The sequence below is a fragment of the Virgibacillus sp. JSM 102003 genome (assembly GCF_041949995.1).
In the GTDB taxonomy this organism is placed as follows: domain Bacteria; phylum Bacillota; class Bacilli; order Bacillales; family Amphibacillaceae; genus Lentibacillus.
In genome coordinates this window covers 97,861-124,326 of sequence record NZ_JBHFQH010000007.1, presented here as the reverse complement: position 1 = coordinate 124,326, position 26,466 = coordinate 97,861, and the positions used below count along the sequence as shown (strand labels likewise).

Below are 26,466 nucleotides of genomic sequence, written 5' to 3'. Positions count from 1 at the left end.
GTTAAATGATAATAGAAATTTTATAATCTTTAGTTTGAGGAATAATTAATTAGTTGTTTATTGAAAAAAAGATGATAGGGGATGTAGAAATGAGGAAAAAAATAATCACTAAGCTTGCACCGCCACCAGCCGGTTCATATTCACAAGGGATTTCAGTAGGGAATCGAATTTATGTTGCGGGTCAGACACCCGTAAATGTTGAGACAGGAGAAGTCCCTAAAACTATAGAAGAACAAACAAGACAAGTTCTTAGAAATGTCAAACATGTTTTAGAAGCTGCCAATGCATCTATGGAGGATATTGTTAAGGTAACCACTTATCTAACTAATCTGGAAGACTTTGAAGGCTATAACAATGTGTACAAAGAGTTTTTTTCTGAACAGTTAGCAGTGCGAACAACAATTGGTTGTGAATTAAAAGATATTCCATTAGAAATAGATGTTATTGCAGAAATAGATTAAGGAGCTAGGCTGATAATTGGCAGAGAATGAAAAGGCTTACAGGAATGCACTTTCATGCCTGGTAGTACTTTAAGTGAATTTACGTTATAAATAAAATTATGAAAAGATTATTAAGTGTAGTGACAGATTTGAAAATTAAATTATTAAATTCGTGCTAAGGAGGAAAAAATGATTACTAACCAAGATCTTAAATCTAAAGTAAGTGAGGCTGTCAACCCAGAGGAGATATTACAGTTGGTAAAGAAGTTGATTTCAATACCAAGTCACACTTCGCTAAAAGAAAGAGAAACTGTAATTGCGGGATATTTGCTCAATCTCTTTAAATCAGAAGGAATTGACTGCTATTTACAGGAGGTTAAAGATGGGCGCTCTAACGTTATTGCGAGGTTAAAAGGGGAAGGTGACGGCACAAGTTTAATGTTCAACGGTCATATCGATACAGTTCCACCATTTGGAATGAGCAATCCCTTTTCCCCGACAGTTAAAAGTGGGAAGCTTTATGGGCGTGGTTCTGCCGATATGGAATCAGGAGTCGGTACAATGGCCTATGCATTAATCACTTTAAAAAGGCTTGGAATAAAATTAAACGGTGATCTTGTTTTTGCAGGAGTTATAGATGAAGAGTCATCTGAAAGCGCGGGAACACATTATATAGTTAATCATGGGCCAAAGACTGACGTTGCGATTGTAGGAGAACCAACAAAATTACATGCCACTGCTGCACATAAAGGATGTGATTATTTTGAGATTACATTTAAGGGTTGGTCGAACCATTCAAGTGTACCTCAAAATGGAACAAGTGCCGTTTTAGCTGCTGTTGAATTTGTAAAAAAAATTGAAGAGGTTTTGGACCCCAAATATGCAGAACTAGATCACCCTTTAGTTGGTTCGCCGACAATAAATATAGGAGCGATACAAGGCAGTTCCATTGATAATTTTCCTTATTTAACAGGGGAAAGTTCATCATTTGTTGGCACAGTTCCAGGTTTTTGTCGACTGATTATGGATGTTCGATGGACTCCGTATCAAAAAATCGATGATGTTACAAACGATGTAAAAGAAATAGCAAAAGCTATTGAACAAGAGAAGGATGTTAATGTGGAAGTTAATCATATTCTTCCTCACCCGGCAATGGAGATAAGTTCGGATCATGTTTTAGTTCAGTCTGTACAGAAAAATATAAAAGAAACTATCGGTGAGAAAAGGCCTCTACATGGGGAACCATTCTGGGGGGATTCAGGTTTGTTGTATGCACACGCTAATACTCCCACGTTACTATTTGGTCCTGGAGATATTGGATGTGCGCACTCTGATAATGAATATATTGATGTGTCAGAACTCACTCCCGCAACTATAATCTATGCCCTCACAGCATTAGATATATGCGGTGTTGGAAAAGTAGGGAAGTAATAATTCAGGATAAGATTATATGATTTTTCTTATGCTGTTCAAGTGTAAAAATTCATTTAGGTAAGAACCAAGGGTAGCTCATCAAGTAATTACCATAATGAACTATTTTTAAGTGAATGGGGGTGGTATATTGAGAGTCTTGTTAACGGGAGGAACAGGATTTATAGGTTTAAATATAGCAGAAAAAATGCTTGAGTCAGGAAATGACGTAATTTTATATGGACTGAAACCACTTGTAGAAAATACTAAAAAGAAATTTCAAAATTACGAGGGAAACTATTACTTTGTAAGGGGCGATGTATTAAATCAGGATCTCATCGATTTAACAATAAAGAAATTTAGGGTATCAGTTATCATCCATGGTGCTGCTATTACACCTAGTATTGATAGAGAAAAAATGGATGCGAAAAATATCATGAACGTAAACTGCATGGGAACAATAGAGGTATTAGAAGCTGCTAGAAAAAACAATGTTTCAAAGTTTGTTTACTTAAGCTCTGTAGCTGTTTATGGAAACGAGGCATTTGAAAGTAAACTCTTAAAAGAAGACATTAGTGTTTCTAAACCTCATACCCTTTACGAAATAAGTAAGTTTTCAGCTGAAAGCGTTGTCACTCGATATAAGGAAGTACATGGGATGGATATAATTATTACAAGAATAGGTGACGCTTATGGTCCATGGGAACATCATACTGGTGTAAGAGACTTACTTAGTCCTCCTTTTCAAGCAACTCGCTTTGCGTTAGAAGGAAAGAAGGCGTTACTACCACGAAAAGGGTACAAAAGCTGGGTATATAGCAAAGATATCGCTATATCCGTAGAAAAGTTATTGGAAGCACCATATTTAAAATACAATCTGTACAATATAAGCTCTGGACATTTCTGGTCGATGGAAGATTGGTGCCAATTATTATCTAAAAGATACACAGATTTTGAATATCAAATAGTAGAGGAGCCAAATAAAGAGAATATTATTTTTCATGGGACAAGAGACAATGCACCACTTGATATAAATAGGTTGATAGGTGATACAAATTATGTACCGAGCTACGATATAGGGAAGTCTTTTGAAGACTATGTTCTCTGGGTAGAAGAGAATATTAACTTGCTGACAGGTGAGGGGTTGTCCTAGTTAATTATGCAAGATATTCGTACCACATTTGATTAGGTTAATAAAATTCATCCCAAAACCTTGGGATTTTAGGGGGAGGAGACGACATGAAATTAGAAAAAAAAGTAGCTATTATAACAGGGGCTAGCCCTGGGCAAGGGATAGGAAGAGGTATTGCTATGGCATATGCTAAGGAAGGAGCAAATCTTTCTCTTAATTATTACGGACAAGATAAAGAGGAAATTGAAGTATTCAAGAATGAGTTGGAAAACTATGGGGTTAAGGTAATATTAACGGAGGGGGACATTTCGAAGGAGGAAACGGCAGAGCGTTTAATAAGTCGAACGGTGGATGAATTTGGCCAAATTGATATATTGGTAAACAACGCCGGAATTTCAAGTTTAAGTCTTGTTGAAAATATGACAACCAAAACCTGGGATAGGATGATTGAGGTCAATTTAAGAAGTGTATTTCTTACAACAAGACAAGTTGTACCCTACATGATTTCGCAAAAATCCGGAAGGATTATTAATATCTCTTCTCAGACTGCTCAAAAAGGGGCTGTTAAGCATTGTCATTATTCTGCTGCGAAGGCTGGAATAATTGGGTTCACAAAATCACTCGCATTAGAACTTGGCCAATATGGTATTACTGCAAACTGTATAGCTCCAGGGCCAATTGAAACACAGTTAATGGATACAGTTGAACCTGAATGGAAAGACAAGAAATTGTCCGAACTAGTAATACCGAGATTTGGAAAAGTGGAAGAGGTTGTCCCTACAGCAATATTATTAGCCTCTGATCCAGACGGTAATATCTATACTGGGCAAACATTAGGTCCAAATTCTGGTGATGTAATGATGTAAAAGACAACACTAAAGATTATCGGGATTGACATAACCATTAGGAATTTAAAATTATACAAAGGAGGAAAAAAATGATTGCTGAGGAACTGAAGTCAAGTATTGTTGAAGGTGTCGATTCAGATGAATTATTGGAAATAGTTAAAAAGTTAATTTCTATACCAAGTCATTTAGCATTCGAAAAAAGGGAATCGTTAGTTGCCTCATATTTACATGAACTTTTTAAATCTGAGGGAATCGATTCATATTTACAAGAAGTGACAGATGGTCGTCCGAATGTTATAGCGAAACTAAATGGCACACAACAAGGTTCGAGTTTAATGTTAAATGGGCATATTGATACCGTTCCGACATTTGGAATGGAAAACCCTTTTTCTCCCATAATGCGAGAAGGAAAGTTATATGGCCGGGGCTCCACAGATATGAAATCAGGGGTAGGCGCAATGGCCTATGCATTGATTGTTTTAAATCGATTAGGAGTAAAATTGCAAGGTGACCTTGTGTTCGCTGGTGTAATAGATGAGGAGGCTTCTGGAAGTGCCGGCACACATTATTTAGTAGAGAATGGCCCAAAAACAGACCTAGCGATTGTAGGTGAGCCAACTCAACTTCATCCAGTGGTCGCTCATAAAGGGTGTGATTACTTTGAAGTTACATTTACTGGAAGATCCGTCCATTCAAGTGTTCCTGAGAATGGGGCTAACGCGGCTTTTGCCGGAGGGCATTTTATGCAGAAGATTGAGGAAGAACTGATACCGAAATATAAAAATATGGTGCACCCACTTGTAGGGGCTCCGACGGTTAATGTGGACATGATTCAAGGAAGTTCACAAGGCAACATGCCCTTTTTAATGGGGGAATCCTCAGGTTTTTCAGGAATAGTTGCTGATGTGTGCCGTGTTTATATTGATATTAGATGGACCCCACATCAAAGCGCTGAAGGAATCACTCAAGATATTGAAGAAATTGCACAATTTGTAAAGCAGGCAAGAATTGGTATTAATGCTGAGGTAAAGCATATTTTACCACATCCTGCAATGGAAATTGATCCAGAACATACTTTGGTTCAATCTGTTCAAGGGAACATAAAGAAGACTTTGGGCAAAGAAAAATCCATACAAGGAGCGACATACTGGGGTGATTCAGGTTTGCTGTATGAGCTTGCAAACATACCAAGCCTTTTATTCGGCCCTGGAGACATAGGGTGTGCCCATTCGGACAATGAATATATAGATGCTTCTCATATTACTCCTGCTGCAATTATATATGCACTTACGGCAGTAGACATTTGTGGTGTTAAGTAAAGGTAAATAAAGTCAATCACGTAAAATCAATAAATCACCTATGTGGTTATAGTTTATTATTTTGATAATTTAATAGTTTGTTGACAGATATTATCTAGTAGTCAGTGACCAGTTATCTTTCTAAATCTGATAGGTGAAACATAAATATTCATGCGGACTCAACCTCTATAGATTGAGTCAATGAGGGACAAAAATTGTAATCCCAACCTAAATTATTCTATCACAATGTAACAGTGTGGTCAAGTTGACTGTGGAATATAAGCTGTTGTAGTTTGCGCTATTAGGAAAAATATTCAAATCCATAAAGAATGGCTTAAATAATAATATTAGCAAAGGAGAGTTGTTAATTTGGAAAAAAATAAAAGCTTTACAGAAGAGGCAAATTGGAATCCAGATCCCTCATTATACAACAAAGATTTAGCTCCTGTTTCAAATGAAAAAGGAGGTTGGAAAAGGTGGACTTATATAGCTATCTGGATGGGGGCAATTCATAGTATAAGTCAATGGACTATAACAGCTGCAATGATTCAGTCAGGAATGAGTTTTTGGCAGGCTTTTTCTGCAGCACTTGTCGCAGACCTTTTCATCTTTGCAGCCTTAATAGGAAATAGTTTTGCCGGTACAAAATATGGTGTGCCTTTTCCGGTTCTTATAAGAGCTGTGTTCGGACATAGAGCAGCTTTGATACCAATCTTTATACGTGGTATTATCGGAATATTTTGGTTCGGAGTTTTTATGTACCTTGGTAGTGAGGCAATAACAATTGGTCTTTCTGCTATAATTCCTGGGTGGGGAAATTTAGCAAATATACACATTCTAGGAATGGAGTTAACTACAGCCATTGGCTATATAATTTCCATAATTATCCACTATATCTTTGTCACGCATGGTGTTGAACGTATTCGCCAATTTGAACATTGGGCTGGTCCTCTAATTATGGTTATAGCTGTAGGTCTAGTTATATGGGCAGTAGATATTGCAGGGGGCTTTGCACCATTAGTAAATATAGAATCTACAGTACCAGAAGGAGAATTTTGGGGTCTTTTCTTTTTATCAGTAACGGGAATAGTTGGAACATTCTCCACTTTGATGGTAAATAACCCTGATTTAACTCGTTTTGCTCAGAATCAAAAAGAACAAGTTGTTGGTCAGTTGATTGGATTCCCACTAATGTTTATGGTATACAGCACAATGAGTCTGCTTGTGGCTGCAGGCACTGTAGTGGCATATGGGGAGGCTATTTCTGATCCTGCTCGAATAATAGCGCAATTTGATAACCCCTTTATTGTTTTCTTTGGCTCTTTGATACTATTGGCTTCAATAGTTAGTGTTAATGCAGCTACTAATGCAATTGCAGTTGGCTTTGATTTAGCAGCCATAGCACCCAAAAAACTTACTTTCAACAGAGCGGGTATTATAGGCATTAGCGTTGGAATATTTACTGCTCCGTGGTTATGGTTTGGTGAAGCAGAGATTATGAACGACTTGTTTGGTATACTTGGTTCTGCTATGGGGCCTATACTTGGTCTTATGCTTGCGGATTATTACCTAATTCGAAAGCGAAAATATGATGTGAAAAGCCTCTTCGTGACAGATGGAATATATTCCTATGGCAATGGGTGGAATATGTTGGCGATAATTTCATTCAGCGTAGGACTACTTGTAGCCCTAAGTGGACTTATTATTCCGTCGCTTAATTGGTTATATTCTTATAATTGGTTTTTGGGTGTTATCTTTGGAGGTATAACATACATTATCCTTATGTCGATTAAAAAAGATCAAATAGTAGAAAAGACCAGTAATTCATATAGTGACGCAAAGTAATAATAATGTTAATTTTGCCCGCACTTCTAAGATTTACTGTATCACGGTTTTTGTTGCGAAAATATCTTTTTAGGTAGCATTTTAATTGAAGCACGGGAAGGCTTAACAAAGTTAATTGGTTAGAGGGACTCTTATTCTGAAGAAAGAATAACCTTTCTACAAGACAAGGTGTCCCAAAAAAATGACGTCCAAATTGTAGGGCCTTCCCGTTTTGCATCTTTTTGGTATGACTTGGTTAGCTAAATGACTAATCAATCCTTTTTCCCTTGATAAAATACAGGAAGACAGTTTTGTAGGTATTTATGCTAATCAATGAGAGTTACAGGTAAATTAACAAAAATAGGATTCTATCGGAGGGATCTTTTTGAAAAAAATTATTCAAAATGGGACGATTGTTACTGTAGATGATATCTTTAAAGGGGATATTCAGATTGAAGATGGAATTATAACAAGCATATCAAGTTATATTGAACCAAATAATGAAGACCATGTTATTGATGCAAATGGTCAGTACGTGTTCCCCGGCGGAATTGATCCTCATGCACACCTTGCTAATCTAGGGACAGTTGACGATTTTAATACTGGAACAAAAGCAGCTGCTACAGGAGGAATTACAAGCATTATTAATTATGTGGATCCTAAAAGGGGGCAATCGGTGATAAAAACCTTAAAGGAATGGAAAGATAAAGCTAAATCATCGTGTATAGACTACGGATTTCATTCTATTATAAATGAATCCAATAAAAATGTGTTAGAAGAGCTTCCGGCTCTCGCAAAAGACGAAGGTGTCACCTCAATTAAATTATTTATGGCGAATCAAAACAAAGATGTGGAAATAGATGATAAAGTTATGTATCGACTTATGAAAAAGGCCGGTATGTCGGGAATCATATGTAATGTCCATGCTGAAAACGGTGACGTAATAGAAAATCTTGTTGCGGAGGCCGTGTTACAAGGGAACACTTCTCCGATTTACCATGCACGGACTAGACCTTCTACATTAGAGTCCGAAGCCACAAACAGAGCTCTTAGAATCGCTGAATCTGCGGGTGCACCTGTCTACATTGTACACGTGACATGTGGTGATGCTTTACATCAGGTAATCGAAGCTAAGAAAAGAGGAGTACGGGCGTATGCTGAAACTTGCCCTCATTATTTGGTGCTTGATGAAAGTTTTTTAGATCAGCCATATTTAGAAGGAAGTAAATACGTTTGTTCACCACCTCTTCGCGAAAGAAGCGAGCAAGAGGAATTGTGGAAAGGTATCGATTCTGGTCATATATCCACTATTGGTTCTGATCATTCTTCAATCCCATTGGAAGGTGGTAAAGATATTGGGGTAGACGATTTTTCTAAAATCCCAAACGGGTGTCCGGGCATAGAGAATAGCTTTTCTCTTCTTTTTCATTTTGGAGTACATGAAAAACGCATTTCCTTACAAAAGCTGGTAGATGTTACCAGTACTGGACCTGCAAAGGTATTTGGACTCTATCCAAAGAAGGGTGCGATTATGGTAGGAAGCGATGCAGACATTGTTCTTTTGGATCCGCGACTATCAAAAACTATTTCTCAAAAAACACAATTTCAAAGCACGGATTATAATATTTATGAAGGGATAGAAACCCAAGGGAAGATTACTCATGTTCTATCTCGCGGTGAATTAATTGTTTCTGAGGATTCATTTCATGGTAAGCCCGGCCACGGTGAGTATTTGCACCGAAAAAGATCTACTGACTAGATAGGGAGAGGTGAAAGGTTTTACTAATGTAAAACTCTTTAAATCTATGTTTTCTCCATTCAACTATCACAAGATGGTGATAGAGTGGATAACAACTACTAACCCGTGATAAATGGGCCTCAAAGAATGAATAAAGACATGATATATTTGTGTTTTCCATATTGATTTCAATTATAGAAGGTAAGTATAACTCATACTTGTGAAGTATGAAATGGTACAAATCATAACATTTCATTGTTCAAATAAATAGGAACCAAATTTAAAACCGTATATTAATTTAGAAGATTTTTATGTGTTTGGAACTATGTTACGGTACAAATAAAAACAAGGAGCACCTTTATGGATGTAGTTACACTTGGAGAAACAATGGTATTATTTACACCAGAATCTGAGGGTTATATGCGTTATTCAGCAAACTTCTCAGCAAAAGTAGCTGGGGCTGAGTCAAACGTGGCAATAGGATTGGCACGACTAGGACATAACTCTGGCTGGATTAGCCGTCTGGGTGATGACGAATTCGGAAAGAAGGTCCACACCTTCATTAGAGGTGAAGGTGTGGATGTAAGTACAGTAAGGTTTAAGGAGTCAGCGTCGACAGGTCTTTATTTTAAGGAAATGGTAACGGATGATGAAGTGAGGGTACACTATTATCGCAAGGAATCTGCTGCCAGTCTGATGACACCCCAGGACTTGAATGAGGACTATATTGCCAGCGCAAAATATTTACACATTACTGGGATTACACCAGCACTGAGTGAAAGTTGCCGGAAAACTGTTATGAAGGCGGTTGAATTCGCAAAAAAACATGAAGTGACTGTTGTATTTGATCCTAATTTACGGCGTAAGTTATGGTCGGAGGAACAGGCGAGGAAGGCGTTGCTCGAAATTGCTTTTAAAGCGGATATTGTGTTACCGGGGCTTGATGAAGGGGTTTTTCTTTTCGGTCAAAACAACCCGGAAATGATGGCAAAACAACTTTATGCCCACGGTGTATCACAAATTGTGATTAAACTGGGGGCTCAAGGGGCCTATTATTATTCTAAAGATGGGAAGGGGACAATTCCTGGATTTCCAGTAAAACGTGTCATAGACCCGGTCGGTGCCGGTGACGGGTTTGCAGTTGGATTATTGTCAGGATTATTGGACAAACTTTCCCTAAAGAAAGCGGTAGAACGAGCGGCTGCTGTTGGTGCAATGGCTACAAAGGTCAGCGGTGATGTTGAGGGACTACCTGAGAGGGAAAGACTAGAGTCATTCATTAACGGTACTACTCAAGGGGATGTAAATCGATGAAAGGAGCTTATTAAATATGAGAACATTACAAGCGATATATGAAAACAAACTTGTTTCGGTAATCAGAGAGGCAGATGGGGACAATATTGTGCCCATTGCTAAGGCCTTGCGTGATGGAGGTGTCAATATTCTCGAAATTACTGCTGAAACACCAAATTTCCTATCCCTAATTGAGCGTGTGACGAATGAACTTGGTGATGAGGTAATTGTGGGAGTTGGGACCGTACTTGATCCTGAAACTGCGCGGGTGGCAATCATGGCCGGCGCGCAATTTATCTTTTCCCCAACAGTAAATGAGGAAACGATACGTATAGCGAAACGTTACGACGCGGTGAGTATCCCTGGGGCAATGACACCGACTGAAATTCTAAAAGCCTATGAAGAGGGTGCTGATATCATTAAGGTATTCCCTGCACAAACTATGGGACCGAGTTACTTGAAATATGTTCATGGCCCATTACCGCACATCCCGTTGATGCCGACTGGTGGGGTGAACCTTGATAATGTCCAGGAATATTTTCAAAATGGTGCGGTTGCAGTCGGCATGGGCAGTGCCCTTGTAGATTTGGGGCAACCGATGAGCACATCCACTTTACAAGAGATCTCAAGAAAAGCGGTACAGTTTAGAGATAAAGTAAATAAAGTGGTGGGCTAAAATATCGGATGAAGTCCATGATGATACTACTTAATCAGTTGGTCTGGACTCCAGCTTTTTCCGTAATCTTAATGGAAATAATGGCTTAAGGAAATGCTACTAAATTTTACTGTTCAGGTTTAAAAATTTCATGTAGTATTTAAAGGGCAAAATGATATCTTGTTTAAGGTCAAAATAATTGTTTGCAAGCTGCTAATCCTTTTAAGGAAAGCAGCTTGATTTAAACTTGGTTGTAGGATCAAATTAATTATTCTATCGCTTAATTATTTTTTCCCCTCTAATGTAAACCACTACAATCTCTTCAACATCTGTAATATCTAATCCGAGGATCCCTTTAGCTATAAGTAAGTTTGCAACCATTCCTTATTTTAACTACTACAAAACCTGTTCCCTCTATCGAGTATGTCTGTAAGATTTGCTGTTAACAGTGTTAGAAACTCGTTTTCAGTATATCCATGTTCTTTTTAAAAGATTGCTGGTTTGGCAACTATCTTGAGAGCATCAGTCCTTTTAATTTTTGGTCATTGATGGTAGCCAAATAGTGCCTGGATGTGGGGGAGATACGCAATTGTTGCAGTGGAGACAAGGATTTTTTTGATTCAACTTTAAAATGTTACTTAACTTTCGGATACTGAAATAGGTTCAATTACACTATACCAAACGTCAAGGTGTCTTTTCATGGCTTTTATTTTTTAACGTACGTATTCAATCCGAGTTAAGTGTTACCGCTTGTAGAATATAGATTTATTTTTAAGGTGCGAAAGTAGAGTTTTATAGATTTAGAATTGGGGTCAGGCTGGCCGATTACCTCGGCTGAGGCGGGTGCTTATGGTTCAAAGCTTTTTGTTCCCATGGCAACAAGTGTCACCAATATGGCGGTACCAATCGATGCAGATATTTGCTGCAGGGTATTGGCCATGGCTAAACCATGTGCATACCATTTTGGTGGAAGCTGGTTTAATGCGGAAGTCATTATCGGCATTAGGGCAAAGGACAGACCGAACATGCGAATGGCATAGATAGTAGTCAAATAGGTAAATGACGTATCAAGTGATAGTTGTGTAAACATAAATGTGGTTACAGTCACAATACTAAGGGCCGATTAATGCAAGGCACTTTGTTGCATAGTAGACAAATATTACTCAATAATTTAATTGCGTTAAAAAAATGTACTTTAAAGTAAAGATGTTTTATTTATCGGTGGTAGTTTTTCAACAAAACACGCCTTGTAATTGAACAAGGAAATGATTATTAGGAGCATATCAAGGTGATTTTACACGATAAATATGTTGCCGTGGGAACACATGTTTGCTAAAATAAAGTAAACGACAGAGGAGGAGCCTAATGAACAATTTAGTACTTCGGAATGTGATTGAGGATGACCTTCCTATTTTTTTTAAGCATCAGCAGGACAGTGAGGCAAACCAAATGGCCGCCTTTACAAGTAAGGACCCTAATGATTGGAATAGCTTCGCTGAACACTGGAACAAAATACTTACGAATAAGAATATAACTAAGCAAACGATCATTGTTGAAAACACCGTTGTTGGCCATGTTGTACACTTCGAGCAGTTTGGAGAGCCAGAAGTAACCTATTGGATTGGAAAGGAATACTGGGGTAAGGGCATCGCAACCAAAGCTTTACGGGAATTTCTGAAACAGGTTACAATTCGTCCACTTTATGCTCGGGCTGCAAAAGACAATACTGGATCGATAAAGGTTTTAAAAAGATGTGGGTTCATGATTTCGGGGGAAGACAGCGGGTATGCAAACGCGCGTGATAAGGATGTTGAAGAGTTTATTCTCACCCTCAACTAAAGAATTTCAAACTGCTACAGGGTATATTCCTTTATAGGAACGTAACATACCAGGAAAACCTGGTATGTTACGAATATTTTTAAGACAAGTTAATAATTTTCTTTAAGTTTACGATAAATCATAACATCTATGATTTTATATATGAAAAACAGTAAGGAACATCCAAAAAAAGTTACAGCAAATGCGGTTTCTAGTACAATAAGAATTAAGGATGACTTGACCACAACGTTTGATATAAATAGTAATACAAGAGAACATAATGCTGCGATACTAGCATATCCCCATAGATAGAAATGCGCATGCAAGTTAAAGAGTTGGGTATCCTTTGACAAGGTGGAGAACTCTTGAATTTTAAAATGATTAATCGCAATTTGTGATGCTTCCTCTTTAGTTTTCCCCTGATTTGTTAAATCTTGCGTATAATCCTCCAGATACATTGTCAGTTCCAATTTTTCCTCTTGGTTCATCGCCAGGCTATTCACAAAGGCATGTATGTCATTACTTTTTCGATACATAGCATTGACTCGAACGTGTCCAATGTAATTAAAAACTCCCCAACAAACACTAATAATTAAAGCTGATCCGTAGCCCACTAATGCCTTTATAGGAACATGAGAGGGGTTATATTTTAGATCTAAGTATAGAGTTATACAGAAAACTATTATGGATGTAATTAATATCCAACTATACTTCAAGTCTTTCAAACTTACTACTTTATGAAAAAGGTTCTCCATGTTAACTCCTCCTAACTAACTTAAATTGATTGTATTATAAAAATAGAATGACGAGCGCCCCTACAATTACGCAGTAATAGGAGAAATATTTTAAATTGCCTTTTGCCATAATATTGATAAACCCTTTTAAGGCAAAATAGGTTGCAATGAAGGTTGTAATAAATGCAACAACATAAGGGATCATTAATTGATCAAAATTAGGATCACTAATAATGTCTGGTATTTCAAGAACCCCTGTCCCCAAGCTCACTGGAATATATAATAGGAATGAAAAACGAAGGGCTGTCTCCTGCTTCATTCCAACTAACATCGAGGCTACTATAGATGCACCGGACCGACTAATACCAGGAGTAATTGCAACTGCCTGAGCAAATCCAACGATAGTTGCATCTTTTATTGTTAAATCTCCGTCGCTTTTCTTGCCCTTTAAATTGCGTATAACCCAAACAGCAACTGCAGTTATGAGTAAGGTTACCCCTACAACCTTTGTACTGCTAAGTGCTTCACTAATCTCATCCTCAAATAACAAGCCAATGACCCCAACTGGAATCGTCGCAATTACAAGGTAGATAATAAATTGAAAATCACTTTTAGCATTATCATCCTTTTTCATTAGGAAACGAGTACAATTGATAATTAAGCTAACAATATCCTTTCTGTAAATAACAAGGACCGCTAGAAGCGATGCAAAATTCACGAAAATTTCAAAGGAAAGCCCTTCTGCTTCTATATTGAATAGTTCCCGAAAAATAATAAGATGTCCACTAGATGAGATAGGAATTGGTTCTGTTATCCCTTGAACCAAACCTAATATAAAATACTTTATTAATGTCCACATTTCAATCATGCTAAAAATCCTCCCTGAGTATTGTTTCATTGATAACTATTTTGAATCATTATGTACTTTTACAGGTAATTCATTTAAAGAAATAGTTCAACCATCTTCGCCATTTGATTCCAGTCTTCGGTATATTGTTGAAGTTGGTCTTTACCTGCTTCTGTAATTGCATAGTATTTTCTCTTTCCACCTTGGCTCTCTTTTCCCCAATAAGAAGTAATAGCTGCATTCTTCTCCAAGCGTTTTAGTGACAAATAGAGAGTGGCTTCTTGCATATCAAACGTTCCTTTTGTTCTTTCTTTAATCACTCTTGAAATCTCATATCCATACCCATCCTGATTGTCTAATATGGATAGGATAAGAAGATCGATAGTACCTTTAAGCATTTCTTTATTCAAGATGAAGCCTCCCTCAAATTACTTAACATTATTAAGTACTAAATCATAATAATATAAATTACTTAACATTACAAGGGTATTTCGAAAAAAAGCGTGTACAAATTCCATTTAGATGTTCGATTGTGGAATAAGCAGTCGATTTTTTAATGAATAAAATGATAAATTTAACTTAATATTTATTATTTTTGAAGGGACACAAGAATATGAAAATTCGAGGCTATCACGGTGCTGACATTAATAAGATTGTTTCACTTTTTTATGAAACAGTACATTCTGTTAACGCACGGGATTATTCACTAGAACAACTTAATGCATGGGCACCGAAAGATGAAATAGAGGTTAAACTGACAAATTGGAAGGAATCTTTAAGTAATAACATCACATATGTTGCTGAAATAAATGATAAAATTGTCGGTTTTAGTGACATGAGTCATAATGGGCACTTGGATAAACTTTACATTCATAAGGACTTTCAGGGACAAGGAATAGCAACAACATTGGTAAATATGCTTGAATCTGAAGAAAGAGAACTGCGAATTTCGGAAATTGATACGAAAGCAAGTATTACAGCAAGACCCTTTTTTGAACATCACGGATACAAGAATATCGGGTCTCAAACCGTAGAACGTAGAAACATTACATTGATTAATTATAAGATGATCAAAAAATTGGCATCCGAATAACCTGAATGGTCTTGTTACGCTAACGGGGTGCCTTAACGAAAGAAGGGGGTCGGCAACCGATTCTTTCTAAGGAGAATGTGTTTTTTGAAATTAAGGGCTTTGATAACCTGTTTAAATCAGACCAAAAAAGGAAGAGCACAATTTTCCCGTGTCCTTCCTCAATGATTTTCCCCTTTTAATTTACTTGGTGTTAGCCTGGACGACCTTCGCTTCAAACCCCATATTATCAATTCTTTTAATAATATCGGAAACGCCTGTTAAATTATTATTGAACATCACACAACCATTTTCAGTTTCTAAATTAACTTTTACTTCGGTCACTCCATCCATTTTTGAAATTGCTCTTTCAACTTTTGCAGGACAGTCGGGACAATGCATACCCTTTACATCTAAGTAAACGACTTCATTCATTTAGTGATTCACCACCTTCATAGCTAAATAAATTTCCTTGCTTGTATTAATCTTATTTAGAGCGACTGTAATTTATGAAAGGCTTTTGTAGTACAGGTAAGTGGCCATATCAACCTATCCGCTATACCCAATCTTGAGGGAAGCATATCCTTAAAATAGTTTAAAAGAATAGTTTGGAGGGATTAGCAGGTAACCCGGAAATAATTACTCTCTTTCTTGGCTCAATGGGCCATTTTGTTGGGGGGAACGGTTGGCGAGATCTTTAGCTGGGAGTAATATTCAATGGTTAAGATATTGTCTATCTTTCGTTTACCCCATTGTGTCTGCCACACGTTTAGTTTATACCATTCTATTAATCGCAAATGAATAAACATAAATTACCATAGAAGCTTTCAAATGGTAGGGGGGAGGGGTTTACTTTGCAGGTTGACTACGAATGCGCCGTTCCATGATAACCCAAGTGACTGCAAACAATATTGTTAATAATATTACGATGGTATACAATCCTATTTGAGGTATCATGACGCCAACCATCACTCCCATTAATCCCCCCATCGTTCCTGCTACGATCCCATCTAATAAGGGGATCACATCCTGGAATGGAAAACTAATAACACCACTGACAAAAACGGCAGCCAGAAGTCCTACAATATAGGCTGCACTTAATTGGTGACTCATAATAGCCCCAATTACCATACAAATCGTCATTGTAGAAATCATTCCTAAAGACATTGGCAGTGAATGAACAATCGTACTATGTTGTTCACTGAGTCGATGCAAGTGACTTCGTTGCTTCCATAGTGTAAAAACAATATGGAAGACGAGCAGCGCACAAATGAATAAGATAACAATAGCAAAAATCCATGATACACCTGAGGCGTGCATGTGATCCATTTCTCTTTCCAATTGCGTTCTTCTCCTTTCAGGCAATATCGATGGTTACTTAGGTTCGTTCTGCCTCTTTAAATATATATTTCTACGAAGGTAAAAAAATTCAGTTCATTTTTTCAGGATTAAAAATCTTCCCACAACACGAAAATCAGGCAACGGCATCATATGAAATAACATATAGTGATGATAAGGATGAAAGAGTGGTTAGAGCCTTGAATCTTGAAGTTTGGCAAAAGGGTTCGGATTATAAATGGAGGATTATCCGTTGGTATCAGGAAAAAGGTGTATAAGGAATGGGAGAAGTCGTAACAAACAATTAAACAAACGGGTGCGCTAATCAAATTGTGCGTCCTTCTGAAATGGGCTGGATTGTGGAGTAACTCTTTTATTGCGTGGTAGACTCATACTGCGTAGCAAAGGTTTTCATTTTTAGCGGCGACTTTGTAAGATAGAGTATGAGCTTATATATTAATTGAACCAAGTTATGATATAATTTAAGTACCATTAACTCAATTAGGGAGTTGTCATATGTCGAATGATATTGTTAAACAATTTGTAAATGATGTAGAGGGTCTTTTAGAAGAACTTTATCAATTAAATAGTTTTTATTTACTAAACAAATATCTCAAACAAAAAAGTAATCAAGAAGATAACTTAAATGCGATGAACAAAGCACCTGCATTTTTTAACTTGACTATTCATTCTTTTCAGTATTCTTCAATTATGGGTTTAGCAAAAATATTTGAACCAGCCTCTAGAGATAGTAAAAGTATAAATAATTTTTTGAATTTTGTTGAGAGTAATCATAAGAAGATTTTTTTAAACGATTCAACTACTAAGAAAAAACTTGGGCGAACCTTGAATATTGATGAATCAACTATTATTAAACATAAAGAAAAATTATGTGAGGTTGAACCTATAGTCAAAAATTTATTAAGCTGGAGGGATAAATCATTTGCACACAATGACAAAAGGTATTTTAAAGATAGAGAAGCATTAGGAAGAGACTTCCCAATAACATATAAAGAAATTGAGAATTTAATTCAACTTGCAGCAGAAATTTTAAACACTTATCAAGTAGGGTATAACGGTAATAGTACACATATTATTCCATCAAATACCTATGATGTTGATAAAGTCATTAATGCATTGAGGACGATATAGGAGTCTTTTATTATTAATTATTGATATTCAGCAATTAGGCGTTAATGTTGAATTAGCATTACGTAAAAAACAACAGATCTATTTACAGTAGGAAGTGACTGGTAATAGATTAATCATCTAGAGACGATCACATTTAGGGTGGTCGTATTTCTTATTTGACTAATACTGTGCAACAAATAATTACGTCTATGAAAGAATGAACTTTATTAAAGAGGTTTTATTTATCAGAGGCAGGTCTTCAACAATCGGGCCAGATTGTAGAATAAGGGGAGATTTTTAATGAAAGATGATAAAGAGTATTTAGTTGTTAATGTTAGACCAGAAAATTATAAAGTACTTGATATCAGGTCTAAAAAACCATTGGCCTTTCAAGACAATAACCATTCGGGTTCAATGGTCCCTAATGAGGAGTAATTCTTTGTTACCTCAAATTTACAACAGTCAAATTTGCGACACTAGGAGGCTGGCTCGATGAAGATAAACATATTTGTTGTTGAAGATGATGATGCTTTGTTTGCTGCGTTGAAGAAAGGTCTAGAGGCTTGGTCGTTCCGGGTCACGAGACCAGATGATTTTGAAGGTGTGATGCATTCATTTCTTGAACAACAGCCTCAGCTCGTCATCATGGATGTCATACTCCCGAAATTTGACGGTTTTCATTGGTCTCGCGAGATTCGCGCTGTATCCAAAGTACCCATTGTTTTCCTTTCCTCCCGCGATCACCCAATGGATATGGTCATGGCGCTGAACATGGGGGCGGATGACTTCATCCAGAAGCCGTTTCATACAGACGTGCTTTATGCCAAAATTCAAGCCATTCTTCGGAGGACATATGCTTATGGCGAAGAGCAACCGGTTATTCTTGAATGGAACGACGCATTGATTGATTTGAATCGAGGTGTAATTCGAAACGCTGGGAAAGAAGTGGATTTAACAAAAAACGAATTTTTTATACTGATCACGCTCGTGAGATCGAACAATGTTATTATCTCGCGCCATGACTTGATGCGAAAGCTGTGGGAGGACGAGCAGTTCGTGAACGACAATACCCTCACAGCGAATATAACCCGTTTACGGCAGAAGCTGGAGACAATCGATTTGGCAGACTCTATTGTGACAAAAAAAGGGCTTGGTTATATGGCCATCACTTTATAGAGATTATGAACATGTACTGATAAGGGGGACCGTGCCATGTTTATCCGTTATGTTGATGCAAGGAAAAGCTGGATTTTACTGTTTGCTTGCTTGCTCGGCTTAGCCAATGTTCTGATCATGCTTGATCAAGGCATTCAGGTCACATCTACTTCTCTCCTTTATTTTAACGCCTTATTTATTCTGTCCTTTCTCCTGTTTTTTATATGGCGCTTCAAAAGAGAGACAAAATATGTCGCCGCGTTGGCTGCTCTGCAGGAAGACATTGCCTTAGACTGGATTGAGACACTTCCTGAGCCTGAGGACGGCCTAGATCAGATGACCAACGACATCTTACGGGAGGCCTCCCTTCAGTTCAAACGAAATCTTTCTGACTATAAAGAAACTCAACTGATCGAGAATGAATTCACGGCCTCTTGGATCCATGAGGTGAAGACTCCTATCACCGCCATGAAGCTAATCCTGGACGCCCTGCCAAGTGATCCGGAAATACGTAAAATTGAAGCGGAATGGTTGCGGGTGTATTTGTTGGTCGACCGTCAGCTGCATATGACACGTCTGACCGCAATCGAATCAGACTATGATCTTGAATTGACCTCCATACAGCGCCTTGCCACGGAAGAAGTACGGGAACTGGCGCCATGGTGTATGGAAAAAAATCTGGCGGTCAGTATTGAAGGAACGGATGTAAAGGCCATTACAGACCGAAAATGGTGCCGCTTCATCCTTCGTCAACTGTTGACGAATGCCGTGAAATATAGTCCAGCGAATACGGCACTTATGATTGTGACGGATGTAACGGAGACAGGCCAAGTCTTTTTGGATGTCATCGATGAAGGCCCGGGAATACAGCCACACGAATTGCCGCGTATCTTTGACAAAGGCTTCACGGGCGAAAACGGCAGGATTCAAAACGCAGCGACCGGACTTGGGCTCTATCTTGCAAAAACCGTTGCAGATAAATTAGGAATTACCCTCAAGGCGCAACCTGGTCAAACGGAAGGTACGGTGATGCGAATGATCTTTGTCGATCCCAACACATTCGAAGCTGTCCGAAGAGGGGCGGGCGAGTAATATTCAGATATGAAGCAGTCAGGATTGCTCCTGGCTGTTTTTTCGTGTGGAATAGTGAACCTGACAATATTGTCACGTTGTCTTGCCAGATTGTCATGTAAAACGTACGACAAGTGGAAAATCCAACCGTATAATAAAGCCATCATCAAACAACAATTATGATTTGGAGGTACGTTATGAATCAATTGAATGTAGGGAAAACCGTTTTACAAGCACGAAATGTCCACAAAACATTTGGTACCAAAGGAAATGCACAGCATGTATTAAAAGGAATAGATTTACGCGTCACTCGCGGTGAATTTGTCGGCATTATGGGCCCTTCCGGCTCAGGCAAGACGACATTGCTTAACGTCTTAGCCACGATTGATTATACTACGGACGGAACGATTTTAATCGATGACGCAGATATCTCCAAGCTGAGTAATACCGAACTTTCCGCCTTTCGGCGCAACAAGCTGGGATTCATCTTCCAGGATTACAATCTACTGGACACGTTGACAGTGAAGGAAAATATACTGCTGCCCCTTTCCCTTAGCAAAATGAGCAAACGGAAAGCGGAAAGCGAGTTCACAGCCATCGCCGATGTGCTTGACATTAGGGCTCTGTCGAACAAATATCCGCATGAAATATCAGGAGGCCAGAAACAACGGACTGCTGCCGGGCGCGCTCTGATCCACCAGCCTTCGATCGTGTTTGCGGACGAACCGACCGGTGCATTGGATTCCAAATCGGCTTCCTCGTTACTGGATGTGATGGAGAAGGTGAATCAGCAGCGAGACGTCACCGTTGTCATGGTGACCCATGATCCGGTAGCCTCCAGCTATTGCAGCCGTGTTGTGTTTTTAAGAGACGGGAAGACTTATTCCGAGCTTTACCGCGGCAATAAAACAAGACATGCCTTCTTTAATGAAATTATGGACGTGCAAGCTGTACTGGGGGGTGACCATGTTGACGGTTTTTAAATTAGCGCTTCGCAGCATGCGGCAAAATGTGAAGCATTATTATTTGTACTTCTTTGCGCTGATCTTTAGTATGAGCCTGTATTTTGTCTTCACCTCACTACAGCACGATCAGGCTGTTCAGAATATGACACATCCGAGCGTTGATTTCTCTGCCGGGTTTCAAATTGCGGGAGTCATGCTGATTGTGATCGTAGGGATCTTTACCGTCTCGGCCAACGGCATTTTCTTGCGTCGGCGCAGTCGAGAAATCGGACTATATCAGCTGGCTGGTCTTTCCAAAGGCTGGGTAGTCCGATATCTAATGATCGAGAATATACTGCTTGGCTTAGGTGCACTACTTGTTGCGATCATTTGCGGCGCGTTGATTTCAAGGCTGTTCGTCCTGATTTTGTTGAATCTGCTCGGTTTAGAAGGGATTGTCGACATCAGCTTCTCCGTACCAGCGGCTTTTAAAACGTTGATGGTCTATCTTCTCATCATCGTCATCACTTCCATTCAGATGATTCTGAAGGTATACCGCAGCACCCTTCTAAATCTGTTTCAAGCTGACAAACGGCCTGACCTCACTAAGCCGCCCAAAGCGGTGGCATCTGCTATTTTCGCCCTGCTCGGTCTGGCACTGATTGGATACGGTTATGAATTATCGGGTCATATCAATGAACAGTTATTCCTCAACGCACCATTGGTGCTCGGATCCATCGTTGCAGGGACTTACTTATTGTTTCGTGTTACGATCAGATGGTGCTTTTACCGGTTCCGCAAACGTAAAGATGGACACCTAGGCTTAACAAACAGCCTGTCGATGGCTCCGCTGATGCACCATACGAAAACAAATGCCAACTCACTTACCTTAATTACGGTGTTGTCGGCCATGGCCATCACGCTGATTTCCATTGCCTACTCCTTCTACTACTCCGCAGAGCAAGAGAGCAGCCGCGATCTCCCTTATGATTTTATGTTTGAAAACGAGCCGCAGGAGGCGCTGTCGTTCAAGATGGAGTTGGGGAAGGAAGGCATCAATGTTAATCACCACGACGTTCAAGCGGTTCTGACGATGGGGATAGTCCTTGATCCGAATGACGAAACCCGCAAGGTTGAAGAAAGATTGTTATGGCTTCCGGCCGAACAGCTTAAACAAACAGGCGCAGACCTCAACTTGCCGCCAGATGGTGAAGCCATTTTGTACAATGCTGGGGCCTCACTTGCCGGGGACTTAGATGAGCAGTCGAAGCGATATCCAACTGAAATAAAGCTGGAGCAGCAAGGACAGACTGTTATGTATACATTGAGGACAGTGAAGGAAAGGAACATCATGAATTTAGATGCTCCCGGCAAGCAGCTGCTAGTGTCAGAATCGACGATGGACAAAATCGCAGAACAAATGGCCGGTACGTCAGGTTATAAAAAAATTCGCTTTGATACGTTTCAAGTTTTGGACAAGGAAGAGCTTGCCATAGCTTCCTCTATATACAACGCAAAATACGTCAGTGACGAGCGATTAACGTATGATTTCTATTCGCATTACCAAGAAATGCTACAGACGACAGGCTTGCTCATTTTCATCGCAGCTTTCCTTGGACTTGTCTTTTTGGTCTCAACCGGCAGCATCTTGTACTTCAAGCAAATGACCGAAGCCGAGCAGGGAAAGCAAAGCTATAAGACGTTGCGCCAGCTCGGATTTGACGTGGATATGATCATGAAAGGCATTATACGAAAGCAGGCCATCGTGTTCCTTCTCCCTCTATCAATTGGTATGCTGCATTCGATCTTTGCTATCAAGGCGGCTTCATTTATGATCCGGTCGGACATCACGTTTCCAGTATCCATCGTCATGGCGATTTACACGGTTATCTATTTTGTATTCGCTCTGTTTACCATAGGCTACTACCGCAACATTGTAAAAAAAGCTATGTCATAACCATCAATTAAAGGAGGGGTAAGCTATATGGGGTACCGCCAACATTTCGGACATTTTGTACGCTAAGCATATTTCCCAACCTAAAAAAATCGATTCCTTATCGTACAGGGAATCGATTTTTTTGTTTTACAATCGTGCTCGTTGAATAGAGATTTGTACCAAGAAGCGAGAGAACTACGGATTTCGGAAATTGATACGGAAGCAAGTATTACAGCAAGACCCTTTTTTGAACATCGCGGATACCAGAATATTGGGTCTCAAACCGTAGAACGTAGTAACATTACATTGATTAATTATAAATTGATCAAAAAATTGGCATCCGAATAACTTGAATGGTCATCTTACGCTAACGGGGTTCCTTAACGAAAGAAAGGGTTGTTATTTCGGCAACCCACTTGTTTTAAGAAGAATGTGTTTTTTAAAAAATAATGGTTTTATAACCTGGTTAAACCAGACCAAAAAAGGAAGAGCGCAATTTTCCCCTTTTAACTTACTTGGTGTTAGTCTGGACGACCTTTGCTTCAAACCCCATATTTTCAATTCTATTAATAATATAGGAAACGCCTGTTAAATTATTATTAACATCAGGATTTGCCAATACGGGTAGATTTCTAAGTACCATCCTGCTTCCAAGTATATTTTGAAGAGTACCATTTTTAGCTCAGATAGTATCGGTCAAGGATATTATTATGGTTTTATCACGCCTGATGTTTTTTTATCATCGGCTTGATGGGAGTTATCGCTATTAAGGAAAACCGTTCGTTGCAGATAAATAGGCTATGGAACCCCCAAAGCTTTAAATAATCTGTCCAAGGTATTTTTTATGGTATAATACAGAAAAGTGTGAAAAAATTATTTTCAGTTTGGAATTGTTTGAACTTTGTAAATGATGATTACACATATAAAGGCAAGCGGGGAGTAAGGGATGAATGATTACCGGTATGTAAAACAATTAGACCTTCGTCACACGGGGATGGTTTATAAATTCAGAAGAGAGCAGAATGACTTCATCCATACTGAGGTTGAAGGGCAGCTACTCTATAATCTTGGTTTCAAGCAAACTGATATTTTGGGTAAAAATCTCGATGAATTCTTACCATATGATTTAGCAAACTTCAAAAAAGAATATTACTGGAAAGCCTGGAAAGGTGAAACAGTCCACTATGAAAGCGAGAATAATGGGATTCATTATTTCGCCTTTTTAAGACCGGTTTTTGAGTATGGGGAAGTTGTGGAAGTGGTGGGATCGTGCATTGATGTTACTGAACGAATGCAACCACAGAACACCTTTCCATTAGAAGATGTAATCTCGCTATCAACATCAGAATCAAAACATAATAGTGTTTTGCAACAAATCCTGGAAATAAATCAACCGAAGCAAAGCCTTAATTCTGATAGAAAAAACTTGGTTATAAAAGAGAACAGTAAATTTATTTTCATTCCATTGTCAGAAATTATTTTTATTGAAAGAGTAAACAGAAAGTCTGTCATCCATTCCTATAAAAAGCAAGTGGAGACATATGAATCATTAACCAGTTTAAATCAGCAATTAGATGAAAGTTTTCTAAGATGCCATAAGTCTTACATTTTGAATATAGATTATTTAGAAGTCATTGAACTGAAAAATCAGAAATACTGCGGACATTTTTACGATTATGATAAATGGGTAAAGATATCCACGGATTCCGTACAACTGCTAAAAACCTATAAATCTTATTAAAGAGCTCGGCATATTTTGTCGAGTTTTTCTTATTTTTTTTGGAAAAGTTGATTCAACATACTAATTTGTTGAATGAAATGATTATAGTTTTGGTTGAAACTGGTAAAATGCTGACTGAAGTCGATTAGACAAGTAATTTGTAAAGTTATAGAATAATCTTAATGTAAAAAACTCAACTCTGGGCTTTGTGCTGCGTGAGAATAGGATGTTTGGCCGTGAAAAATTAAAGAAAGGACTAGATAATGGAACAAATAAACGCAACCTCATACAAACAATGTCTCAAACAAGAGATAGAATACAGAAGAAAACGTCTCGTGATACTTGGGAATAAGCTGGGGTTAACCCATAAAGAAACCGTGGAAAACAGTCAAATACTTGATGAACTAATAAATGAATATATTCAAAAGAAAAAATAATTCGGTACAATACCTTTTCGCCAAGAGATGAGAACGCTTCATGCAACAATTATACTGAATTCGATTGACCATTTTATTACGATTCTTCTGCTTGGTTTAAAAAACTTCTTCTATATCAAAAGCGAACTTTTCCAGCACCTTTAACTGTTATCACTTTTTCCAGCAGTACCAATAAATTAGAGCCTCCAGTTTTACTTGTAATCCGCACAGTAAATTTTGTTAGTCTTCCGATTTATAATTGGCAATTTTTAATCAAAAGGGTTTTCTGCAATAGGGACATATTGTAGAGTAACTTTTATATTGCGCAGTAGACTAAATACTGTGCAATAAAGGTTTTCATTTTAATTGACTTGGGAGAAATGTACTTAAGCTAAATGGCAGGGATGTGAAACAAATAATAGTAAAACGATTATATTAAAATAGAGCAAAAATCCATCTTTGCTTATTTTATAAACTTGTTATTCTTCTTTAATCTTCCTATCATACAAAAATGTAACTTCATACTTTTAACTTTTTAACGACTTCATAATAAACCTGAAAAATAGTATGTATATGGATGTAGCAAGTAGATAGAAGGCAAATGAATTAAGGAATGTCCAACCACTAAACTTAAAAACATTAAAAAACACAGCTAACCATTCAAAGCCTAGAGCAAAAAGAGACCAAAAGACGACATATGTAGTAATATATTTACCCTTTGGATCAAACTTGTCAAATAAATATACACATAGTAATGCATAGGGAGAATACATCAAATATGTTACTATGTCTGTTATCTCATATTTCTCAAGGTCATTAAGGTCATATAAATCCAATGGTGGCGTTGCTATTAGATGGTCCATAATAATAGCAATTGTTACAGTGAACAAAACCATTAAGATAGAAATTACATGAGGATATCGTTTTGGGAGTAACAAAATCAATATGAAACCACAAATTGTGGTAAGAATTATAAACCATTCATTTTCGTTAAACTGTTCTGGCAACGGTAACAATTAGCTCATCTCTTTTCTAAGTATTTTTCTAAAGATGGTTGAGAGGAAGCTTATAATAAGTAAAATGACAACCCACTCTATTATGGAATAAAAAAGATTCCATTTTTCAAAATCATATACATTAAGAAGGTTGGCTAGATATTCAACCCCTATTAAAAGGGGTATTAAAATAAACAGTATAAACCAATTATTCCTGTTATTAGCCCCCTGGGTATTATCTATATACCAAATAATAAGAACAGGAATAAGGAAGACCCTAATAAGTGCCATTGTCCAATAACTAGTTGAACTGCTATTTAAATTGATCATCTCCATATTCAATGCGAAGATGGTCATAAAATTATGGTGAATAATGTTAATTACCATCCAAATGAAGAATATTTCAAATAGATGAAGATTCTTTTTGGATACAGCATACGTTAGATTTATTATCACTGTTAATGCAAAAAATATTGAAAATGCCATAGATGCTCCTCCACTAATGTGCTTTTAGAAATAGTTTAATCTTCTATGTCTAAAATATTCTTTATTCAATTAAAGTGACTTGTGCTGAAGAAGAACGATTAACAAAACATAGTCATTTGCTGCGGAGTATAAATATAATATGCAATAGAAAAATGATATTCAACAATT

The 26,466-nt window shown here is 37.9% G+C and carries 29 protein-coding genes; 20 read left to right on the top strand and 9 right to left on the bottom strand.

Annotation, left to right across the window (positions count from 1 at the left end):
* Window positions 1-89 precede the first annotated feature (89 nt).
* The 9 genes from ACE1TG_RS09895 (at window position 90) to ACE1TG_RS09855 (ending at window position 10,659) form a co-directional block, all read left to right on the top strand.
* Window positions 90-461 (top strand): RidA family protein, encoded by a 372-nt coding sequence (locus ACE1TG_RS09895; RefSeq protein ID WP_375052209.1) that lies wholly within the window; start codon window positions 90-92, stop codon window positions 459-461.
* Between the two features lie 168 nt (window positions 462-629).
* Window positions 630-1,871, top strand: a complete 1,242-nt coding sequence (locus ACE1TG_RS09890) for a M20 family metallopeptidase (RefSeq protein WP_375052208.1) — start codon at window positions 630-632, stop codon at window positions 1,869-1,871.
* Window positions 1,872-2,001: 130 nt separating this feature from the next.
* Complete coding sequence (locus ACE1TG_RS09885; protein WP_375052207.1) at window positions 2,002-3,003, top strand: NAD-dependent epimerase/dehydratase family protein; 1,002 nt, start codon at window positions 2,002-2,004, stop codon at window positions 3,001-3,003.
* Between the two features lie 86 nt (window positions 3,004-3,089).
* A complete protein-coding gene (locus tag ACE1TG_RS09880) occupies window positions 3,090-3,848 on the top strand; it encodes a 3-oxoacyl-ACP reductase family protein (RefSeq protein WP_375052206.1) in 759 nt (252 codons plus the stop codon).
* A 71-nt stretch (window positions 3,849-3,919) separates the two neighbouring features.
* Window positions 3,920-5,149: a M20 family metallopeptidase gene (locus tag ACE1TG_RS09875; RefSeq protein WP_375052205.1), complete on the top strand. Its 1,230-nt coding sequence runs from the start codon at window positions 3,920-3,922 to the stop codon at window positions 5,147-5,149.
* A 348-nt stretch (window positions 5,150-5,497) separates the two neighbouring features.
* Window positions 5,498-6,973: a cytosine permease gene (locus ACE1TG_RS09870; protein WP_375052204.1), complete on the top strand. Its 1,476-nt coding sequence runs from the start codon at window positions 5,498-5,500 to the stop codon at window positions 6,971-6,973.
* A gap of 364 nt (window positions 6,974-7,337) precedes the next feature.
* Window positions 7,338-8,711: a dihydropyrimidinase gene (gene hydA / locus ACE1TG_RS09865; RefSeq protein WP_375052203.1), complete on the top strand. Its 1,374-nt coding sequence runs from the start codon at window positions 7,338-7,340 to the stop codon at window positions 8,709-8,711.
* A gap of 339 nt (window positions 8,712-9,050) precedes the next feature.
* Window positions 9,051-10,004, top strand: a complete 954-nt coding sequence (locus ACE1TG_RS09860; protein WP_375052202.1) for a sugar kinase — start codon at window positions 9,051-9,053, stop codon at window positions 10,002-10,004.
* Window positions 10,005-10,020: 16 nt separating this feature from the next.
* Window positions 10,021-10,659 (top strand): bifunctional 4-hydroxy-2-oxoglutarate aldolase/2-dehydro-3-deoxy-phosphogluconate aldolase, encoded by a 639-nt coding sequence (locus ACE1TG_RS09855; RefSeq protein ID WP_375052201.1) that lies wholly within the window; start codon window positions 10,021-10,023, stop codon window positions 10,657-10,659.
* 826 nt (window positions 10,660-11,485) lie between these two features.
* Here the strand turns inward: ACE1TG_RS09855 and ACE1TG_RS09850 are convergent.
* Window positions 11,486-11,728 (bottom strand): MFS transporter, encoded by a 243-nt coding sequence (locus ACE1TG_RS09850; RefSeq protein ID WP_375052200.1) that lies wholly within the window; start codon window positions 11,726-11,728, stop codon window positions 11,486-11,488.
* A gap of 275 nt (window positions 11,729-12,003) precedes the next feature.
* On the opposite strand from ACE1TG_RS09850, the gene ACE1TG_RS09845 reads away from it, so the two are divergent.
* Window positions 12,004-12,477 carry a GNAT family N-acetyltransferase gene (locus ACE1TG_RS09845; protein ID WP_375052199.1) on the top strand — a complete coding sequence of 158 codons (474 nt, stop codon included), beginning with the start codon at window positions 12,004-12,006 and terminating at the stop codon, window positions 12,475-12,477.
* Window positions 12,478-12,566: 89 nt separating this feature from the next.
* Here ACE1TG_RS09845 and ACE1TG_RS09840 read toward each other — a convergent pair whose 3' ends face one another.
* The 3 genes from ACE1TG_RS09840 to ACE1TG_RS09830 form a co-directional block, all read right to left on the bottom strand.
* Window positions 12,567-13,211 carry a hypothetical protein gene (locus tag ACE1TG_RS09840; RefSeq protein ID WP_375052198.1) on the bottom strand — a complete coding sequence of 215 codons (645 nt, stop codon included), beginning with the start codon at window positions 13,209-13,211 and terminating at the stop codon, window positions 12,567-12,569.
* Window positions 13,212-13,245: 34 nt separating this feature from the next.
* A complete protein-coding gene (locus ACE1TG_RS09835) occupies window positions 13,246-14,058 on the bottom strand; it encodes an undecaprenyl-diphosphate phosphatase (protein ID WP_375052197.1) in 813 nt (270 codons plus the stop codon).
* Window positions 14,059-14,132: 74 nt separating this feature from the next.
* Window positions 14,133-14,447: a PadR family transcriptional regulator gene (locus ACE1TG_RS09830; protein WP_375052196.1), complete on the bottom strand. Its 315-nt coding sequence runs from the start codon at window positions 14,445-14,447 to the stop codon at window positions 14,133-14,135.
* A 203-nt stretch (window positions 14,448-14,650) separates the two neighbouring features.
* Between ACE1TG_RS09830 and ACE1TG_RS09825 the strand changes: the two genes are divergently transcribed.
* Window positions 14,651-15,130: a GNAT family N-acetyltransferase gene (locus ACE1TG_RS09825; protein WP_375052195.1), complete on the top strand. Its 480-nt coding sequence runs from the start codon at window positions 14,651-14,653 to the stop codon at window positions 15,128-15,130.
* A gap of 180 nt (window positions 15,131-15,310) precedes the next feature.
* Here the strand turns inward: ACE1TG_RS09825 and ACE1TG_RS09820 are convergent, their stop codons facing one another.
* A complete protein-coding gene (locus tag ACE1TG_RS09820; protein WP_375052194.1) occupies window positions 15,311-15,541 on the bottom strand; it encodes a cation transporter in 231 nt (76 codons plus the stop codon).
* A gap of 414 nt (window positions 15,542-15,955) precedes the next feature.
* Window positions 15,956-16,447, bottom strand: coding sequence for a hypothetical protein (locus ACE1TG_RS09815; RefSeq protein ID WP_375052193.1), 492 nt, complete (start codon window positions 16,445-16,447; stop codon window positions 15,956-15,958).
* A gap of 513 nt (window positions 16,448-16,960) precedes the next feature.
* Between ACE1TG_RS09815 and ACE1TG_RS09810 the strand changes: the two genes are divergently transcribed.
* From ACE1TG_RS09810 to ACE1TG_RS09780, 7 genes are all read left to right on the top strand, one after another.
* The gene (locus ACE1TG_RS09810; RefSeq protein WP_375052192.1) at window positions 16,961-17,596 is read left to right on the top strand and encodes an AbiU2 domain-containing protein; all 636 of its coding nucleotides are present in this window, start codon (window positions 16,961-16,963) and stop codon (window positions 17,594-17,596) included.
* A gap of 279 nt (window positions 17,597-17,875) precedes the next feature.
* Complete coding sequence (locus ACE1TG_RS09805; protein ID WP_375052191.1) at window positions 17,876-18,010, top strand: hypothetical protein; 135 nt, start codon at window positions 17,876-17,878, stop codon at window positions 18,008-18,010.
* Between the two features lie 57 nt (window positions 18,011-18,067).
* Window positions 18,068-18,751: a response regulator transcription factor gene (locus ACE1TG_RS09800; protein ID WP_375052190.1), complete on the top strand. Its 684-nt coding sequence runs from the start codon at window positions 18,068-18,070 to the stop codon at window positions 18,749-18,751.
* Window positions 18,752-18,787: 36 nt separating this feature from the next.
* Window positions 18,788-19,822, top strand: a complete 1,035-nt coding sequence (locus tag ACE1TG_RS09795) for a sensor histidine kinase (RefSeq protein ID WP_375052189.1) — start codon at window positions 18,788-18,790, stop codon at window positions 19,820-19,822.
* A 176-nt stretch (window positions 19,823-19,998) separates the two neighbouring features.
* Window positions 19,999-20,784: an ABC transporter ATP-binding protein gene (locus ACE1TG_RS09790; protein WP_375052188.1), complete on the top strand. Its 786-nt coding sequence runs from the start codon at window positions 19,999-20,001 to the stop codon at window positions 20,782-20,784.
* Window positions 20,768-22,702 carry an ABC transporter permease gene (locus ACE1TG_RS09785; protein ID WP_375052187.1) on the top strand — a complete coding sequence of 645 codons (1,935 nt, stop codon included), beginning with the start codon at window positions 20,768-20,770 and terminating at the stop codon, window positions 22,700-22,702. The genes ACE1TG_RS09790 and ACE1TG_RS09785 overlap by 17 nt, the downstream gene beginning before the upstream one ends.
* 141 nt (window positions 22,703-22,843) lie before the next feature.
* Window positions 22,844-23,029, top strand: coding sequence for a GNAT family N-acetyltransferase (locus ACE1TG_RS09780; RefSeq protein ID WP_375052186.1), 186 nt, complete (start codon window positions 22,844-22,846; stop codon window positions 23,027-23,029).
* Window positions 23,030-23,192: 163 nt separating this feature from the next.
* Here ACE1TG_RS09780 and ACE1TG_RS09775 read toward each other — a convergent pair whose 3' ends face one another.
* Entirely contained in the window at window positions 23,193-23,324 is a 132-nt protein-coding gene (locus ACE1TG_RS09775; protein ID WP_375052185.1) for a hypothetical protein, read from the bottom strand.
* Window positions 23,325-23,627: 303 nt separating this feature from the next.
* On the opposite strand from ACE1TG_RS09775, the gene ACE1TG_RS09770 reads away from it, so the two are divergent.
* The gene (locus ACE1TG_RS09770; protein ID WP_375052184.1) at window positions 23,628-24,422 is read left to right on the top strand and encodes a LytTR family transcriptional regulator DNA-binding domain-containing protein; all 795 of its coding nucleotides are present in this window, start codon (window positions 23,628-23,630) and stop codon (window positions 24,420-24,422) included.
* Between the two features lie 242 nt (window positions 24,423-24,664).
* Entirely contained in the window at window positions 24,665-24,838 is a 174-nt protein-coding gene (locus ACE1TG_RS09765; protein WP_375052183.1) for an aspartyl-phosphate phosphatase Spo0E family protein, read from the top strand.
* Between the two features lie 506 nt (window positions 24,839-25,344).
* Here the strand turns inward: ACE1TG_RS09765 and ACE1TG_RS09760 are convergent.
* The gene (locus tag ACE1TG_RS09760) at window positions 25,345-25,833 is read right to left on the bottom strand and encodes a hypothetical protein (protein ID WP_375052182.1); all 489 of its coding nucleotides are present in this window, start codon (window positions 25,831-25,833) and stop codon (window positions 25,345-25,347) included.
* Window positions 25,834-26,298, bottom strand: coding sequence for a hypothetical protein (locus ACE1TG_RS09755; protein ID WP_375052181.1), 465 nt, complete (start codon window positions 26,296-26,298; stop codon window positions 25,834-25,836).
* Between the last annotated feature and the right edge of the window lie 168 nt (window positions 26,299-26,466).

Coding starts and splice junctions, on each gene's coding strand:
- ACE1TG_RS09895 (WP_375052209.1), top strand. CDS start 90: ATGAGGAAAAAAATAATCACTAAGCTTGCACCGCCACCAGCCGGTTCA.
- ACE1TG_RS09875 (WP_375052205.1), top strand. CDS start 3,920: ATGATTGCTGAGGAACTGAAGTCAAGTATTGTTGAAGGTGTCGATTCA.
- ACE1TG_RS09890 (WP_375052208.1), top strand. CDS start 630: ATGATTACTAACCAAGATCTTAAATCTAAAGTAAGTGAGGCTGTCAAC.
- ACE1TG_RS09775 (WP_375052185.1), bottom strand. CDS start 23,324: ATGGTACTTAGAAATCTACCCGTATTGGCAAATCCTGATGTTAATAAT.
- ACE1TG_RS09835 (WP_375052197.1), bottom strand. CDS start 14,058: ATGATTGAAATGTGGACATTAATAAAGTATTTTATATTAGGTTTGGTT.
- ACE1TG_RS09850 (WP_375052200.1), bottom strand. CDS start 11,728: ATGTTTACACAACTATCACTTGATACGTCATTTACCTATTTGACTACT.
- ACE1TG_RS09770 (WP_375052184.1), top strand. CDS start 23,628: ATGAATGATTACCGGTATGTAAAACAATTAGACCTTCGTCACACGGGG.
- ACE1TG_RS09840 (WP_375052198.1), bottom strand. CDS start 13,211: ATGGAGAACCTTTTTCATAAAGTAGTAAGTTTGAAAGACTTGAAGTAT.
- ACE1TG_RS09790 (WP_375052188.1), top strand. CDS start 19,999: ATGAATCAATTGAATGTAGGGAAAACCGTTTTACAAGCACGAAATGTC.
- ACE1TG_RS09805 (WP_375052191.1), top strand. CDS start 17,876: ATGAAAGATGATAAAGAGTATTTAGTTGTTAATGTTAGACCAGAAAAT.
- ACE1TG_RS09800 (WP_375052190.1), top strand. CDS start 18,068: ATGAAGATAAACATATTTGTTGTTGAAGATGATGATGCTTTGTTTGCT.
- ACE1TG_RS09860 (WP_375052202.1), top strand. CDS start 9,051: ATGGATGTAGTTACACTTGGAGAAACAATGGTATTATTTACACCAGAA.
- ACE1TG_RS09820 (WP_375052194.1), bottom strand. CDS start 15,541: ATGAATGAAGTCGTTTACTTAGATGTAAAGGGTATGCATTGTCCCGAC.
- ACE1TG_RS09755 (WP_375052181.1), bottom strand. CDS start 26,298: ATGGCATTTTCAATATTTTTTGCATTAACAGTGATAATAAATCTAACG.
- ACE1TG_RS09845 (WP_375052199.1), top strand. CDS start 12,004: ATGAACAATTTAGTACTTCGGAATGTGATTGAGGATGACCTTCCTATT.
- ACE1TG_RS09795 (WP_375052189.1), top strand. CDS start 18,788: ATGTTTATCCGTTATGTTGATGCAAGGAAAAGCTGGATTTTACTGTTT.
- ACE1TG_RS09825 (WP_375052195.1), top strand. CDS start 14,651: ATGAAAATTCGAGGCTATCACGGTGCTGACATTAATAAGATTGTTTCA.
- ACE1TG_RS09765 (WP_375052183.1), top strand. CDS start 24,665: ATGGAACAAATAAACGCAACCTCATACAAACAATGTCTCAAACAAGAG.
- ACE1TG_RS09880 (WP_375052206.1), top strand. CDS start 3,090: ATGAAATTAGAAAAAAAAGTAGCTATTATAACAGGGGCTAGCCCTGGG.
- ACE1TG_RS09785 (WP_375052187.1), top strand. CDS start 20,768: ATGTTGACGGTTTTTAAATTAGCGCTTCGCAGCATGCGGCAAAATGTG.
- ACE1TG_RS09810 (WP_375052192.1), top strand. CDS start 16,961: ATGTCGAATGATATTGTTAAACAATTTGTAAATGATGTAGAGGGTCTT.
- ACE1TG_RS09855 (WP_375052201.1), top strand. CDS start 10,021: ATGAGAACATTACAAGCGATATATGAAAACAAACTTGTTTCGGTAATC.